The 15,921-nt window shown below is 35.0% G+C and carries 13 protein-coding genes; 2 read left to right on the top strand and 11 right to left on the bottom strand.

Annotated features, from left to right (window positions below):
- The first annotated feature begins 2 nt into the window (after positions 1-2).
- Positions 3-1,622, top strand: a complete 1,620-nt coding sequence (locus Q0787_RS05085) for a S8 family peptidase (protein ID WP_298901173.1) — start codon at positions 3-5, stop codon at positions 1,620-1,622.
- A 16-nt stretch (positions 1,623-1,638) separates the two neighbouring features.
- On the top strand, positions 1,639-3,504 hold the full coding sequence (locus tag Q0787_RS05080; RefSeq protein WP_298901172.1) for a M1 family metallopeptidase: 1,866 nt from the start codon (positions 1,639-1,641) through the stop codon (positions 3,502-3,504).
- A 62-nt stretch (positions 3,505-3,566) separates the two neighbouring features.
- Here Q0787_RS05080 and Q0787_RS05075 read toward each other — a convergent pair whose 3' ends face one another.
- The 11 genes from Q0787_RS05075 to Q0787_RS05025 all read right to left on the bottom strand — a co-directional run bounded on the left by Q0787_RS05075 (position 3,567) and on the right by Q0787_RS05025 (position 15,915).
- A complete protein-coding gene (locus tag Q0787_RS05075; RefSeq protein ID WP_298901171.1) occupies positions 3,567-4,205 on the bottom strand; it encodes a peroxiredoxin-like family protein in 639 nt (212 codons plus the stop codon).
- 27 nt (positions 4,206-4,232) lie between these two features.
- Positions 4,233-4,841, bottom strand: a complete 609-nt coding sequence (locus tag Q0787_RS05070) for a hypothetical protein (RefSeq protein ID WP_298901170.1) — start codon at positions 4,839-4,841, stop codon at positions 4,233-4,235.
- Positions 4,842-4,932: 91 nt separating this feature from the next.
- Positions 4,933-5,364, bottom strand: coding sequence for a phage holin family protein (locus Q0787_RS05065; RefSeq protein WP_298901168.1), 432 nt, complete (start codon positions 5,362-5,364; stop codon positions 4,933-4,935).
- 17 nt (positions 5,365-5,381) lie between these two features.
- The gene (locus tag Q0787_RS05060; RefSeq protein WP_366915877.1) at positions 5,382-5,813 is read right to left on the bottom strand and encodes a TIGR02594 family protein; all 432 of its coding nucleotides are present in this window, start codon (positions 5,811-5,813) and stop codon (positions 5,382-5,384) included.
- A gap of 299 nt (positions 5,814-6,112) precedes the next feature.
- Positions 6,113-6,616 carry an endonuclease V gene (locus tag Q0787_RS05055; RefSeq protein WP_298901167.1) on the bottom strand — a complete coding sequence of 168 codons (504 nt, stop codon included), beginning with the start codon at positions 6,614-6,616 and terminating at the stop codon, positions 6,113-6,115.
- A gap of 25 nt (positions 6,617-6,641) precedes the next feature.
- Entirely contained in the window at positions 6,642-7,022 is a 381-nt protein-coding gene (locus Q0787_RS05050) for a hypothetical protein (protein WP_298901166.1), read from the bottom strand.
- Between the two features lie 43 nt (positions 7,023-7,065).
- A complete protein-coding gene (locus tag Q0787_RS05045) occupies positions 7,066-8,178 on the bottom strand; it encodes a WG repeat-containing protein (protein WP_298901165.1) in 1,113 nt (370 codons plus the stop codon).
- A 156-nt stretch (positions 8,179-8,334) separates the two neighbouring features.
- Complete coding sequence (locus Q0787_RS05040) at positions 8,335-8,679, bottom strand: hypothetical protein (RefSeq protein ID WP_298901164.1); 345 nt, start codon at positions 8,677-8,679, stop codon at positions 8,335-8,337.
- A 129-nt stretch (positions 8,680-8,808) separates the two neighbouring features.
- On the bottom strand, positions 8,809-9,339 hold the full coding sequence (locus Q0787_RS05035) for a hypothetical protein (RefSeq protein ID WP_298901163.1): 531 nt from the start codon (positions 9,337-9,339) through the stop codon (positions 8,809-8,811).
- An 18-nt stretch (positions 9,340-9,357) separates the two neighbouring features.
- Positions 9,358-12,042, bottom strand: coding sequence for a hypothetical protein (locus Q0787_RS05030; RefSeq protein WP_298901162.1), 2,685 nt, complete (start codon positions 12,040-12,042; stop codon positions 9,358-9,360).
- A 138-nt stretch (positions 12,043-12,180) separates the two neighbouring features.
- Positions 12,181-15,915 (bottom strand): hypothetical protein, encoded by a 3,735-nt coding sequence (locus tag Q0787_RS05025; RefSeq protein WP_298901161.1) that lies wholly within the window; start codon positions 15,913-15,915, stop codon positions 12,181-12,183.
- Positions 15,916-15,921 lie beyond the last annotated feature (6 nt).

Below are 15,921 nucleotides of genomic sequence, written 5' to 3'. Positions count from 1 at the left end.
CTATGAAAAATGTATTTAAACCCGTAATCTATTCAATATTCATTTCAACTATTATGTTGAGCTGTGGATCAACAACAGGCGTGCTTTCTACTCCTGTTGAAAATATAGATACATCACCTATTAAAGAATCTGAATTTACCGAACAAGAGCAAAACACTTGGTCGCATTTAGATTTGGCAAAAGACACCATTCCTGGAATGAGCGTCGATAAAGCTTATAAAGACATCATTAAAGGAAAAAAGGGGCAAACAGTAATTGTGGCTGTTATTGATTCTGGAACAGATATAGACCATGAAGATTTAGATGATGTTCTTTGGACAAACAAAGATGAAATTCCGAACAACGGAAAAGACGACGATAATAATGGGTATGTTGATGATATTCATGGTTGGAATTTTTTAGGAGATGCCTACGACGAACAATTAGAATATGTACGATTATTGGCATCTGGAGATAAAAGTAACCCACGATATGCCGAAGCTGAAGCCTTGTACAAGACTGAATATGAAAAATATTCTGGTTATAAAGCACAGTACGATCAAATTTACCAAGCCGTAGTGTCTGCCGATGATAAATTAAAAGCACACTTTGGAAAAGCTGATTACACAAAAAAAGAAGTCGCTGCTATTAAAACCGAAGACGAAGCCTTAGGACGAGCAAAACAAGTGGCTCAATTTATTTATAGCAACGATATTGAGTCTTTAGCTGCAGCCAGAAAAGAAATAAAAGGCGATTTAGAAGGTATTAATGAGCGTTTAAATGCTAACCTCAACAAAAACTTAAAAGGTCGTAAAACAGGTGATAATCCAAATGACTTAAATGATAAACCTGGTTATGGAAACAACAATCCTAGACCCTCTCGAAAAAGTGAAAGTCATGGTACACATGTTACTGGAATAATTGCTGCCGAGCGTAATAATGGAAAAGGGATGAATGGTGTGGCTAATAACGTAGAAATAATGGCCATTCGTTCAACGCCTAACGGAGACGAATACGATAAAGATGTGGCATTAGCTATTCGTTATGCTGCAGATAATGGCGCAAAGGTCATCAATGCGAGTTTTGGGAAATCATTCTCTCCACATAGTGATTGGGTAAGAGATGCAATTGTGTATGCTGCAGAAAAAGATGTGTTATTTGTGCATGCCGCAGGAAACGATAGTGCAGATATTGATGTGGTTAAAAACTTCCCAAATGATGCTGTTGGTACTGGTCCTGAAGTTGCAGATAATTTTATTACTGTAGGATCACTTACGCAAAATTATGGGTCTGATATGGTCTCTGGTTTTTCAAACTATGGTAAAGTAAATGTAGATGTATTTGCTCCTGGAAGTGATATTTATTCAACCATGCCTGAAAATGAATACGATTTAAATAGTGGCACCTCAATGGCCGCTCCAAATGTAGCTGGTGTTGCGGCCTTAATTCGTTCGCAATATCCAAGTTTAACTGCTGCTCAGGTTAAAAAAATCCTTATGGATTCTGGTCTTCCTATAAAAGCAAAAGTGACAGTTGGTGAAAATAAAGACGCTAAAACACTTTCAGAAATTTCAACTTCTGGGAAAATTGTTAATGCTTATAACGCATTAATCATGGCATCGCAAGTTGCAAATTCTAAATAAATTAAATTTTAGTATTATGAGATTTAAAATTGGTTCAATATTGTGTGTCTGTATGATATTGTTTTCTTCGGAAATCATCGCACAAAACAACACAATTACCTATAAAAAAGATGGGTATTGGCAACAACAAGCCGATTACACCATGAGTATTGATATGGATGTAGAATCCTATCAATTTAAGGGCACTCAAAATATAAAATACACAAATAATTCACCCGATGTTTTAGACAAAGTGTTTTATCACTTGTACTTTAACGCGTTTCAACCAGGAAGTGAAATGGATGCGCGTATACAAAGTATAAAGGATCCAGATGGAAGAATGGCCACTAATGTTGGAACAAAAGAAAATCCTATCTATGAAAGTAGAATTGCGAAATTAAATCCAGATGAAATTGGTTATATCAAAGTAAAGTCGTTAAAACAAAATGGAAAAACACTATCACACGAACTTTCTGGAACTGTTTTAGAGGTTAAACTCAATACCCCGATTCAACCAGGCGAAACTGTTGATTTTGATATGGTTTTTGATGGTCAGGTGCCTGTTCAAATTCGCCGTTCGGGACGTAATAATAAAGAAGGGGTTGCCCTCTCTATGGCACAATGGTATCCTAAATTAGCAGAATATGACGACGAAGGTTGGCATGCTAACGCTTATATAGCAAGGGAATTTCATGGTGTGTGGGGAAATTTTGATGTTAAAATTACCATTGACAAAAATTATACTATTGGTGGTACTGGTTACTTACAAAACCCCGAAGACATTGGACATGGTTATACTGATAAGGAAGTTGTTACTAAAGGAAAAAAGCTCACTTGGCATTTTATAGCGCCTAATGTTCATGACTTTACTTGGGCAGCAGATCCAGAATACATTCATGATCGATTACAAGTTGCCAATGGACCAATGCTTCATTTCTTTTATAAAAAGACAATGCCTCAAGAAAAATTAGACAACTGGAAAAAGCTCCAACCTATTTCAGCACGACTAATGGACTATTACAGTGAGCATGTTGGGAAATATCCATACAAACAATATTCTGTCATCCAAGGTGGCGATGGTGGTATGGAGTATGGAATGTGTACACTTATTGTTGGTGAAGGCAGCATTAATGGCTTAATTGGTGTTACTGCTCACGAAATGGCACATAGCTGGTTTCAGTTTATATTGGCTAGTAATGAATCTAAACATGAGTGGATGGATGAAGGTTTCACGAGCTATATTGAAGACCAAGCTTTGCATGCTTTAACAAATTCAAACAGAACCAATCCTTATACTGGTGGTTATAATGGCTATATTAATTTAGCCAAATCTGGTTTAGAGCAACCGCTTACAACACATGCCGATCGCTATGCTGTTAATCGGGCGTACTCGAGATCAGCTTATAGTAAAGGTGAAGTGTTTTTAGCACAACTAGGCTATATAATGGGTGAAGACAATTTAAAGAAAACCATCAAAAAGTACTTTGCCGATTTTTCGTTTAAACACCCAAAACCTATGGATATCATTCGGACTGCCGAAAAAATATCAGGCATGGAATTGGATTGGTATTTAATGGATTTTGGTCAAACGACCAACACCATAGACTATGCGGTTAAAAGTGTTGATGGAAATACGGTAACCTTAGAACGTATTGGCCTCATGCCAATGCCTATTGATCTAACTGTAACTTATACAGACGGTTCTACCGAAGATTTTTACATTCCGTTGCGTCAAATGCGTGGAGAAAAAGTAACGTCGGCAACAACAAAAGCCGATTGGGCTTGGGCGTATCCAACGTATAGTTTAGAAACCTCAAAGCCTGTAAAGGCTGTACAAATTGATCCTAATCAATTTATGGCAGATATCAATAAGGACAATAATACCTACTCTGTTTCTGAATAAATAAACTTTATATCATAAAAAAACCTCAGCAATAGCTGAGGTTTTTTTATTTCCTTTTTCATTTATAATGCATTCAAAATTGCTTTAGGGTCTGCTCGTAATTTATAATCTTCTTCAATGAAATGATACCTAATCTTTCCTGAAGTATCTATAACATAAGTTGCCGAAATAGGCAGCTCATTATTATCATTTTGCTGACTTTTATTTAAATCTATTTTAAACCTATTAGCATATAGCGCTACTAAATCTTCTGGTAATTGATAGGCTAAATTTAAAGATTTTGCTAAGGCATTGTTTGTGTCTGTTAACACTTCAAAGTCTAAGTTGTTTTTTTCGGTCGTAGATAAGGAATTATCAGGACTTTCAGGGCTTATGGCTACCAATTGAGCACCTCTACTTTTAAACTCTGGCAAGGCATCCTGTAAGGCTCTTAATTCGATATTACAGTAAGGACACCATCCTCCTCTATAAAATGCTACAATCAAAGGTCCTTGTTCTAATAAACTGCTTGAAGATACCTCAATTCCTTTGGCATTAGATAATGTAAACTCCGGAAACGTATCTCCTGTTTTTAACGCTTTATGCGTGAGTTCTGAGGCCGATAATTGATCAATCGCATCACGCATAATGAGCTTTACGGCTTCAGGATATTTTAAAGCAGATTGATCTGCATGGGCTTTTAGTATTTCGGTAAGAGACATCTATTTTCTTTTTGACATTGGTCTCTATTATTTAAATAGCCTTACACCAATACCAATGTTATGTGTAGGCTCTTGTAATTGATTAAGGTTTGCTCTATAACTCACAAACCATTTTCCTTTTCGGTTGTATTGTAAACCCAAACTGATATTATCAAAGCGGTTTTGGTTGCCTCCTATTTCAGAAAAGAGATACAGACCACTTCTATAGGTTTTTGGATATTCAATGGTTTTAGTCACTGTGATTTCTCTCGGCACTTTCAGTTTGTATGCTATCTCACTATCTAATAGTTGTCCGTCTACTAAGTTGTAACTAAAAATATCGATGTCATCATTACTAAGCGTATCTTTATAAGCTCTGGCTTTTACAAAGGCAGACGAATCTTTAGTTTGCGGCCTGGTTTTATATACCGTTTTAATATAATCTCGATCTACATAAACGGTTTGATATTTTATGGTTTGCACTTTAAAGGTGTCTATTTTAGTTTGCCAAACAGTATCTCTAACAATAGTTATTTGGGGGCTATCTTCGGTTTTAGAATTGCCTTTACTGCATTGTCTAAGCAGCATATTAAAAATGACAATCGCTAAAATCGTTAATAGCAGTGTTTTTTCTGTTGATATATGTGGTGTTTTCATAATTTGCTGTTTTAATGAAAGCCTCTGTCTCTAAGCGGTTTTGCTTCCTAAAACTCACTTAGAGACATCATAGGCTTAATGTTTTGTTACTTTACTCAGAATCGGGTTTTGATTTCGATTCATCATCTTCTGTAAGCGTTTCTATGGTTTCCTTAAGCAGTGTTAATTTGATTACATTAACTAAGGCTTTAAAAGGGTTAACACCATAAATAGTATTGTAGTTCTCTAAGATGGATTTGATCTCTGTAATAGCGATAAATCCAGCAATAATCTTTAAAAACGGCACCTCATTAACAATGTGCTTTTCTAAAAAGAACGCTGCTAAAATGACGAGGTTGTAGATAAAGAATTTAGAAATGGTGTGCCCAATTCTAGAACTACGAATAGGTATTTGATTTTTTAATGAGGCGTACGCGCCTGTAATAAAATCGACAATGATTAAAAACACCATTGTTACCATAACTGCAGTAACAGGAGATAGGAGTGCTAGCAACCAAAACAAAAATTTGATTACTTTTTCCATATCTATTGTTTTATAGGTTATTCTTTTGGTGCTAGTTGTCTATAATCTAGCACTCTATGTTTTGGGTATGCCTTGATACATACCATGTTACGTTGGTTTCCTCCAAGAACATACACATAGCTTTTTGTGGCTTTAATGAAAAATCCAACATGACCTTTCCAACTCTTAGGTGATTCGCGCCAAAACACGACAATATCACCTACGTTTGGCGTTGCTGTTGATGTGCCTATGCGCAACCAACTTCTTGCGGTTAGTTTCCCTGAATATTCATATCCAGAGGTTTTAGCCACCCAATTAGTAAACGCACTACACCATGCTGTTTCGTCTTTAAGTTTTGAGCCATCAAAACCAATTTCATTAAAGTATTTTAAAATTCTAAGGTTGTCTTTGGAGCCAACAGTTTCCTTAACGCCATACTCAGATAGCGCTTTAGTGATCATATTCATCATTTAAAATGGTATTTAATTTAAGTGAATAAAAATGTATTCACCTCAAGAAACATCGTGTTGATATTCACACATATGTTTAAGTTGATTTTAAGTAGACCAAACTCTATATCTAAGATATCTTTTGTTGATGTTTTTCTTAACCAGAATAGGATATATCTAGATTTTACGAGTTTCCACTTAACACGAATTGTTATTAACTAAGGTTAAACCTTGTTAGAAAAGCGAATACAAATATAATCATATTACAGAATGTATGCAAACATTTCACAAAGATTATGTATTAAATTTTGTAATTTGTTTTATGCGGTTTTAGTAATGCCGTCTAATATTTTGAGAAGTGTTGGATGCCTATGATTACCATGCATCTCTTTTATAAATTGTGCAGCTTCGGCGACATCTATACCAATGGCTGAAATGTGCAGTGGATTGTTGCTTGTGCCTCTTAGCACCTCTATAATGGTATTTTTATTGGCATGAAAGGCACGTTTAGCCACACCAATAATTGGAACCTGGTTGTGTAATGCCTCATATAAATATCCACCTAAACCAAACTGACCATCATTATCGACATACACATGACCATCAACCAAAATAGCCTGTAAGTCGTTACGATTTACTTTCGAAATTACCTCTAGCAGACAAGGTAATTCGCGTTTATAGAATTCGCCTGGTTGATAAGGCGCTATGTCTTCTAAAGTGCTAATAAGTGTTTCTTGAGGTGTCTCATCATCTTTGGTTAAAAAGGTGACACCTACACTTTTGGCGTAGTTATCTTTATAGTGAACGTCTAAGGCGAGATACATTTTTTTTATTTTGCGGATTAAATTATTATTCTGTGGTTATTTCTGCCCATTCGTAGTCATCACACAGCTGTCCTGTTTCGATAAAGTCTTTTAGTATTTGATAGGCTATGGTTTTGTGACATAGATTTGCGCTAGAGATACTCATTTCTTGCCCTCCAACATAATGTTTATGCATACTAATAGGATCATTATTAATCGTAGGTGAGAGATAGTCTGGGTGCTGCATAATAAATATACCTTCTTTAATTTTAAAAAATATCAAACGCTGCTGATCGTCAATATGGATTGCCGAATCCCCTGAACCTTCTTCCCAACTGTGATAGGGTTTATTTAAAACATCTTGCAAATGGTTTAAATCACTAAATTTTGCTTCTTCGCCAAAATTGTTTGTATATGTATAGGTCATATTTTTAATAGTGATACGTAAGAGTTCTATTTAATTAGTTTTATTAATTCTCGTAATATTTGATACCGTTTTCTCCAATATAATCAAAGTCTCCGTTTTCCATTTTAATCTTATATATTCTATAATCTTCTTTGGCGTTTAGGTCAATAAATTCTGGAAAAGATATCTCGTCATAATCCGTAAAAAAAAGCGCTTTTTTAGCATGGTTGTACATGCCTTTTTGCTGGTTTCTCTCTAATTTAAAAACATCATAGCCATTGTTATTTATGCTATCCATTTCCGTAGGTAAAATAACGTTTGAATCTTCATCTATAAGTCCGAATTTACCTTCTTTTTCAACAATAAACAACACCTTTTGTCCCATGGCGTTATAATCTTTAACCTGAGTTGGTTCTTCGTATAACATTCTATAAGCGACCTCTATAGCATCGTATTCGGGCTTGATGGTTTTATTGGATTTTATCAGGAGTACACCGTGTTTATCACCATTAGAAATACGATTTAAAATATTGCTTTCTTTTGTAATTGAAGTAACCATAGTGCTAAAAAAGTCATCGTCAAAAATGTCTTCGCCTGTGATGCCTATTCCTGTATTGTTTACGATAGATTCACGAGAAGTCTCCCCATTAAGCGTTATGTCCCAATGGGTTAATAGTCTTAATTCTTCTTCGTCTGTTGCAGCTTCAATAGCGTCATACTCGAGAGGGATAATGAAGTCTCCGTTATAATCTACCAGCCCATATTTATCGTCTCGTTTTACTTTTATGTATTGGTTATCGGCTTCCACTTCGTCATAGATAGGCTCTAAAATAAGTTGGTCTTTAAAAAACACACCAATTGTATTGCTATTAGAGGTCACTTCGAAAAAGACAAATTCGGTATCATAAGGATCTACAACCTCAGCATTTTTGTACTGATTAGAGCATTTGATATTGTCTTTATTAATGACATAAAAATGTCCGTTCTTTTTAACTAGAGCGCGATAACTGTCTAGATCTGAAAGCTCTGTTTGATAAAAAAAATCTACCTTATCATATTGTGGGTCGATAAGTATATCGCCCCAAATATTAGCGTAGCCCCAAAGTTTGCCTTTGCGGTAAGGTACGGGTTGGTTAAGCGATTGTTGGTAGTATTGCTCTAAAAAATCGTCTGTCATGAATTGTTGAGGCTTAAATTATAAACACGTTCTAAAATTAAGACAATTTGGCTTTAAAAAAAGCACACATTTAAAATGTGTGCTTAATCTTTTTTAACATAACACGGATTACAAATCCGTGTCATCTGATTGTCTTTCCTTTTATGGCATAATTACCTACTTATGACTATAACGATCTTCATCTGGATACCAATAGGTGTGTAAAGACGGTACCATAGTTCCATTTTCATAATCTGGCAATTGACTTTCTAAAGTGTTAGCTGTACTAAAAGTAACTATCCTTCGTTTTTCTTTTTCTACTAAAAAAGGTGCTGCTCCAACAATGGCGTATTTATGCTCACCAGTTGTAATATGCTTTATACTGTCAAAATAATAAATATTGCCGTAAGGTTTTCTTACTACTTGATTATCTGGATATAACATCAACTCTAAATCTGATGTTTCTTCCATTTTTCTTAAAAATTTTTCTGCTATTTCTAGCATTTCTTGTTCTGTTAACATCGTTTTTATTTTATTTTTAAATATAGAAAATTTACGACAAACTGTAATCAAAAAAAGCACACATCTCATAAAATGTGTGCTTTTTATAAATCATTTATTGGCACGGATTACAAATCCGCGCTATCGGGGTTAGTAAATTATCTTGTCTTTATTAACATGTATGGTAAAACCTTGCTCTATAGCTTCAACGTGGGCTATAGGACTGTCTGTAACGCGATAAGTTATTTGAGTTTCCCCTTCTTTAATATAATCCAGGCCCTCTAACTCTGTTTCTATCCACATAAATACATTTGATTGAGGTTGTTTAAAACGCACTGTAACACTTCTGACATCATTTAGTATTTCAGATTCCACAGTCATTGGTTCAATGTCTTGCGCCTTTCTGGTGTTAATATCTTTATACTTTGGTATGCCTTGCTCATCAAGACCATGCATAGAAGTTTTTAAATATGAAAACTCTATAGGATATCGATCTCTGAATATCCATACTAATGTTTTAACAAAATCTTCTGTACTACTTTCTAATAGTTGATTACAAAATATTTCCTCATTAGGAAAATGTAGTTCTCTCCATTTAGGGTCATCCCAGTCCTCTTTCCCTACGGCTGTTTTATATATGCTTCTATAATATAGCCATTCTGATTTGTTTCTATCTATCATAATAAATTGTTTTTGCTGTTATATAATTACTCGGTAATCTAATACATTTTTAAAAATATCTAATAAAAATTCTTCCTTAAAATCCTCTAATAGTATACGATCATTCAATAAGTTCATATCAAGATTAAACTGCTTAACCCAGTATTTTACTTTTCTTCTATAAATGTCCATAATATCATCTACTTCTCTTTTAGTAATTTTTGCGCCTTGTTTAAGTCTTAGGCTATATATCACATCATCAGCATTAATAGCTCGTATTTCTTTAAGTTGAAATTCAAAAAAAGTTGTAATATCGCTGGAACTAAACCTGGAAAAATTTGGGTGATTATGAGTATATACTGCTCCTTTTAAACTTTCTATTCTTGGTTTAGTAAGTACCCCTTCATCAAAAATATCATCCCAATCTACAAATCCATGTTTTTTAGAGGTTACTGGCTTAATTGTTCGGAATCCTTTCTTATCATTATGAACAAAAGCCCATTCCAATTGATCTTCCGGTTTCACTTTTCCAGTAGGGTTTGCAAGTTTAAGTATGTCTTCCTCTGCTTTTTTTACAACTTTAGAAACATCATCAACACTTTTGCTTAAAAATCTAGCATATAATCTTGCAACACCACCAAAACCAGAAAGCCCTCTGCCAGTGGTAGAACTAGCCATTTGGCGCATTTCTGTTATTATCTTGGTTTTTCTAACTGAGTCTAGTTTGTTGCCATCGATAACCAAATCGTCTAAATGGTTTTCTAGCTCCTTTTCATATTTTAAAAGATCGTCTGCACTCTTACGTAATCCACTCTTTATGGCTGCGGTAAGTTCGCCTCCTAAAGATAGCATTTCTAACCAAAATAAAAAGGTACTGAGTTCTTTCCAAAAAGGCGATTTATTTAAATCTGCCAGCTTTATCAACGCATTTACCGTGCCACTACTTATCTCAATAGCACCAGAAGCCAAACGTATCTTTGAAACCACACTTGCATACTTCCTCGCTTTATCAAATTTGTTAAACCTAGACGCTACTTTAGCGATCTTTGATAAATGCCTAAACTTAGCAATATTACCAACACCAGATAATGTGGTTATAATGTCTACACCATATTCTATACCAGTTACAACATTACTCCAAAAACTTTTATCTTCATTGGCTTTTAAGAAAAATGCTGGAATATACTTTGGTATTGGAATAGCGCTTTCTTGCTCGACATCTACAAGCATTAATGGATGGAAATAATGGTAGGTATAATTATTCTGTTCTTCTACTAATTGATTAATAGCCTTACCCGCTCCAGGATCAAACACACTAATAGCATTATCTACCCAAGTTTCATCCTCAGTCACATAAATGTTGTTATTGGAGATAAAATCAAAATTCTTGTTGCTACTATAAAACCCTATGAACTTTTCGGATTTATAGGGTATTGGCAATGGACCATCACTAGCTTTAAATAAAGTATTATCTAAATCTGTAAATGTACTTTTTACCCATGTATCATATAAAAACCAAATCAAAGAGACAAAATTCTCGCCATCCATCCCTTTATAAAGTATAGAAAAACGTGTTTCCTTGTTTTCTCTTTCTTTAATAAGTTTTAGCAAAAATGCATCTGGACTAGTAGATGTTTCTAGCAACCCTTTAAGTAAGTGCAACACAATATCTTCAGTATCTAGACCTATGTTGTTTATTGAGCCTTCTAAAACTTTATCTAGAACCGTCCATAAGAAATTTTTATCTAATTTCTTAAAATGAAAGGTTGGCACATAGTACAAAACCTCTAATATTTTATTATTGTTTCTTGTATTCAATAAATCATCTACAAAACTTGTATAGTCATCAAAAAAAGCCTGTCTTTCTCTGGTCACATCAAAGTCATCCAACTCATTGAAATAATAAAATATCGTGGCATTCAAAAACAAAAGTTGCGCCCCGAAATGATTGAATTTTAGCTCTAAAACAGGATCGCCTAAAAAGCTATTGTTTGGCACTCCTTTTTCATAATAATTATACCTTAGTTTTGTTTGCCTACAATTAAGATCAATTTTAGGAAAAAGATGCATTAAGCCTGGTTTTTGATTCTTAATAAATTCAACCTTTCTCTTAGCTAAAGAGATATTATTATATGCTCTAGAATATCCCGTGGGATCTAGTTCTGCCCAAACCGTCTCAAGCTCTTCTCCAGAGTAACCTTCTGCATCCTTAAATTGAAAAGAATATTCTCCTGATGGATTGTTTTTTAAATCTTTAGGATGGTATGTAATTTGTTCTGGTAATACTACCACCTCATTTAAAGGCAAATAAATACACTTTTCTAACTCTGAACTGTAATAAAATGTATAACCCACTTTTACTTCGGTAAACGACAAAGGGTTATTAACATGCCAATCTCCATAAGGTAGTTTCTTATATTGATAATGGTCTTCTCCATCTATTTCAATTGGTTTTCTTATATAATACTCTATTTCATCATTAGATATTGTTCTTAAATACAACCTTGAATAATAAGCATTATAAAGATGTTGCAATGTATAATAACCATCGTGGTTTTTTATCTTTTCCTTATCCACATAGATATAATCTTCCTCATGAAATGGAGCATTTAAATCAAAATCTTCGGTAATAATAATTGCTGGTCTATGTGTGGTTTTAGCCTCATTTTCTTCATCTTGCCTCGTATATCTCAGATATTCAATTATTTTATTAAAATCACTCATGATTTTCTTTTTTTATTGTTAAACATTCGTTTAAAACAAACCTCACCCTGTCCCTCTCTCAAAGACCTTGAGAGAGGGTAGGTTTTGATATACTGAAACAAGTTCAGTAGTAACAAAAAGGGTAAGGATGCTAAGTTATTAGACTAAGTCGTCTATGGCATTCTTAATAGATTGCATAGAGATTTGCGCCACAACTTGTCTTGGAGTGTCGTCGGTATTTAACTGTAAATAACCATTAACGATATCTACATTTTCAATATGACGTTCTCCATCACTTTCAGAAATACCAATCTCGGCATCGTTTAATTCAAACTGCTGTGATTGTGGTACCTCATCTGGATTTTCAAAATCAGAAAGATCATCTAAATACGGTAAGGCTTTATTAACGTTTAAGCCAATACTTTGTGCTTGCAATATGGTAAGCGCTGTTGGCACTCTAGTAGCCCAAGCTTTACCAAGTTTTTCACCTTCTGGCTGACGTAATTCTTCAACAAGAGATAAGTACAACTCGTCTTCTATTACAGGAACTTCTCCACCATTCCAAATCTGACCAGTTTGCATGTAATAACGAACCGCTTCTTCAAAGCCTGGACGTACTGTTACAATAACTCTCGCCATACCTGCTTGCATGAAATTTCTAAATAATGGATCGTTGGTTTCATCATACTGATATAAGTTAGACCAGTCTTGACGATTACCCCAATAGTAAGGATACAGGTTATACGACATGATATCCCATTCAAAGGCTTGCTCCATAAACTTCACAAAAGCTGAGTAGTTATCTAAAGCCTGATTTACATTAACTTCAAGATTACCAAAAGTTGCTGGGCCTCCACCTGTTGTTGTAAATAAGTTAGACTTTCCGTAGGTGTTTTGTGCACCTGGATTTTGGTCTATTAAATAAGAAATACAGTTTTTACGTAAGATCTTATTCTCAAACTCGCGATAGAACCCTGGGTTTGTCCCTTTAATTTGAACACCTAATTCGGTTTCAGCTTCAAGTTTTTCATTAAATGCTGCTAAAGCATCTTCATAAGCATCAATGATAGCCTTAAAAGTCTCTTGTTTCCATTTGTTTTCGTGTTCTGTTGTTAATCTACATCTAACTGATGCAGAAACATCTCCACTAATATGGTTACCAAGCGTATAAGATACTGGAACTTCATTAACAAATTCGGCAATAGGACCAGTTAACTGTAATGAGTATCTTCCAAACGAATTATTATACGTTTTTGTATAGTCTCCAATAGTTAACGACAAGATATTTCCTTGTAAATCACCATCACTAGATGCGTTAAAGATCCCTCTAGCACTAACAGTTTTGTAACCTTCAGGAACCTTAATTTTACCATTACCAGAATTAGATTCGGTATGACTTAAGGATGATCCTCCATTTAAATTAACATGGAACGATTCCCCAACAGAAATGTACTGTTTTGGCTTAGGGTTAAACTCAACGTTGTACTTTCCTGCCCAATATTTCAGTTTAGAATCGGTAAGCATTGTGAAATCCTTAAGGCTTTGCGTTGTTGATTTTCTTGGATCTGTAGGTTCAACTAACATCGTATCATTAGTGTTACCTGCATTATTTTCGGCCATTCCAAGTTTATGTAATTTTCCTGGCTGAGGTACCATAAATTCAAACATCAAACGCTTACCATAATTGATCACTTGGTTTTTAAAGATCTTATCTACCCAACGGAAAACACCTACCACGTGCTTGTCTCCTTTGCGGTTATCAAACCCATGAGAATTGTTTTCTTCGAACTCTTCGACAATTTTCTCGATACGTTCTTCTTTTACTTTAGTTACGATTCTATCAAGCGCGCGTTCTGTAATATCTTTAGAGTTTGTAATCGCTTGAAGCGTACTTTGCTCTTTAGAATTATGCGTTGCGTAATTCGCGTTAGCAAACAAACTAAGTTTCTCTGTTGGGTTATAATTAACACCTGCAGAAGCGCTAAAATCTTTACTGTCTGCAATCATCTTAGATACTTCATTTTGCATCTCAAAACGCTCTGTAGAAGTCGTATCGGTCAATTGCTCTCTTTCAGATTCAGAAGAACTTGTAAATGTGTCTTCTTTTCGACGTAAACGTCTTGTGCTACGCTCTTTAAACTCACGAGCCATGACGTTTTCGATATGCGCTACATCACCTTCCACATAACCTTGAGTAGATTGCTCTACTTTATTATAATCTGCAATACCTAATTGCTTTACGCCAAAACCACTTGGTACAAATGGTGTTTCGTTAGATGTTCCTGGATTTGGCGGATTATCATTATCATTTGGGTCAATGATTTCACCAATTAATACTCCCGAGGTACAAGTTCTTAATACAAAATCTGGTGTGCTAAACGTTTTAACCACGCCATTTGTAAATGTAATTGTACCAGTGAACGACTCTAACTGTGCTTGTTCTGAAAGACGAGGCCACCCTATATTAATGTTCTTTAAAAAGATCGTATTTCCTAACCTTAATACACTGTAGGTTTCTAAACCATTGTTGGTATGGTCTTGATCTGTGCGCTCTAAGGTATAATCGAAACTTGCAACCTGCCATGATGCATCTGGAACACTAATTCTAAGATCAGCGTTATATTTCAATCCAAAAGGCGGCTTCACAATTGGTTTAGAACACAATTGATATGAAAAATCTGGGAATGTATTTCCTGTATTTACAGGAACAACCACACCACCAACACTTACTAAAGTCGTGCCTTCATCTTCGGCGTTTTCTGAAATTGTATTATCATTCCCAGAAATCACCTCATGAATGTGTCCGTCAATATCTGTGAAGCCTTCATAGTCTTCAGTAAACGTATCAAATGTCGGTTGTTCGATGCGTTCCATACTTCCAGATTTTTCCTCTACACCTCCTAAAACTAAATCTGATAGCGTTTCAAAGCTTTCTGGGCTTAGTTTTGATTGTAAAAATTCAAAATCTAATTCTTTTCTGAAATCAAACTTGAAATCTGGTAATACAGGTTCTGGAATTGTATTAGGTTGGTTACATGGGTCTTTAGGATCGTAATCGACATTAGGGTCTTTAATTTCACACCATCGTTTCTTTTCGGCCTCTACATCTTTAGTGTATTGATCGAGAATAGGCTTAACCTCCTTTTGGTAACCAGCTTCTGCGAGCTCTAATGCTGCGGTTCTTTCCTTTTGATAGGCTTTTTCAACACGCTTTAACTCTTTAGACAATTGGTTTAATTGTTGGTTGTGAAACTCGGCTTGAGCAATACGTTGTTGCTTAGCCATATCGCTTGTTGGAACTGATGCTTTAGGCGCTTCATCTTTAGAGGCACTTACTTTCTGCTGATTAGCATTTTCAGATTCACTATCACCAAACAATGCTTTAGGTAATACGACTTTAGCATTTAATAAAGCGTCTAACCTATTTTTGTCTCCACCATAGTTAGACAGCACATGATTGGCAATCAATAACTGGATGATTGTTTCTTTGGCATAAAATGTTTCTTGCGTTAAGGTTTGATAAAATAAATTATCCCATAATCTACCTAAAACCTCTTTATCTTCTATTGCTCGAAGTGGTTGGATCATTTCCAAAAACTTTTCAACATCATAAGACAAACGGTTTTTAGCAATTGACACTGATAGCTCATATAATGCCGGATCAATTTTTTTGATGGCTTCTACAGATAAAGCCTCAAAAGATGCGGCGGCCGTTTTCATGGCTTGCCATTTTGATGCGCTATCTGTAAGACTAGCAACTGCAGTATCAAAAGCTCCCTTAGTAACACCATCGTCTCTAAAAACAAAACCATCTAATGGTTTGTTGTCGTCTGTTAACTCAGGGGCTCTCATCGATACAAATCGAAAGAGTGTGTTTTTAATTTCTGTACTCATTTTTAA

Origin of the sequence: uncultured Psychroserpens sp. (genome assembly GCF_947492715.1) — a bacterium.
In the GTDB taxonomy this organism is placed as follows: domain Bacteria; phylum Bacteroidota; class Bacteroidia; order Flavobacteriales; family Flavobacteriaceae; genus Psychroserpens.
This window is presented reverse-complemented; position numbering and strand designations above follow the sequence as displayed.

Excerpts from the sequence above, each read along its gene's own strand:
- Q0787_RS05085 (WP_298901173.1), top strand. The coding sequence starts at position 3 with ATGAAAAATGTATTTAAACCCGTAATCTATTCAATATTCATTTCAACT.
- Q0787_RS05080 (WP_298901172.1), top strand. The coding sequence starts at position 1,639 with ATGAGATTTAAAATTGGTTCAATATTGTGTGTCTGTATGATATTGTTT.
- Q0787_RS05075 (WP_298901171.1), bottom strand. The coding sequence starts at position 4,205 with ATGTCTCTTACCGAAATACTAAAAGCCCATGCAGATCAATCTGCTTTA.
- Q0787_RS05070 (WP_298901170.1), bottom strand. The coding sequence starts at position 4,841 with ATGAAAACACCACATATATCAACAGAAAAAACACTGCTATTAACGATT.
- Q0787_RS05065 (WP_298901168.1), bottom strand. The coding sequence starts at position 5,364 with ATGGAAAAAGTAATCAAATTTTTGTTTTGGTTGCTAGCACTCCTATCT.
- Q0787_RS05060 (WP_366915877.1), bottom strand. The coding sequence starts at position 5,813 with ATGATGAATATGATCACTAAAGCGCTATCTGAGTATGGCGTTAAGGAA.
- Q0787_RS05055 (WP_298901167.1), bottom strand. The coding sequence starts at position 6,616 with ATGTATCTCGCCTTAGACGTTCACTATAAAGATAACTACGCCAAAAGT.
- Q0787_RS05050 (WP_298901166.1), bottom strand. The coding sequence starts at position 7,022 with ATGACCTATACATATACAAACAATTTTGGCGAAGAAGCAAAATTTAGT.
- Q0787_RS05045 (WP_298901165.1), bottom strand. The coding sequence starts at position 8,178 with ATGACAGACGATTTTTTAGAGCAATACTACCAACAATCGCTTAACCAA.
- Q0787_RS05040 (WP_298901164.1), bottom strand. The coding sequence starts at position 8,679 with ATGTTAACAGAACAAGAAATGCTAGAAATAGCAGAAAAATTTTTAAGA.
- Q0787_RS05035 (WP_298901163.1), bottom strand. The coding sequence starts at position 9,339 with ATGATAGATAGAAACAAATCAGAATGGCTATATTATAGAAGCATATAT.
- Q0787_RS05030 (WP_298901162.1), bottom strand. The coding sequence starts at position 12,042 with ATGAGTGATTTTAATAAAATAATTGAATATCTGAGATATACGAGGCAA.
- Q0787_RS05025 (WP_298901161.1), bottom strand. The coding sequence starts at position 15,915 with ATGAGTACAGAAATTAAAAACACACTCTTTCGATTTGTATCGATGAGA.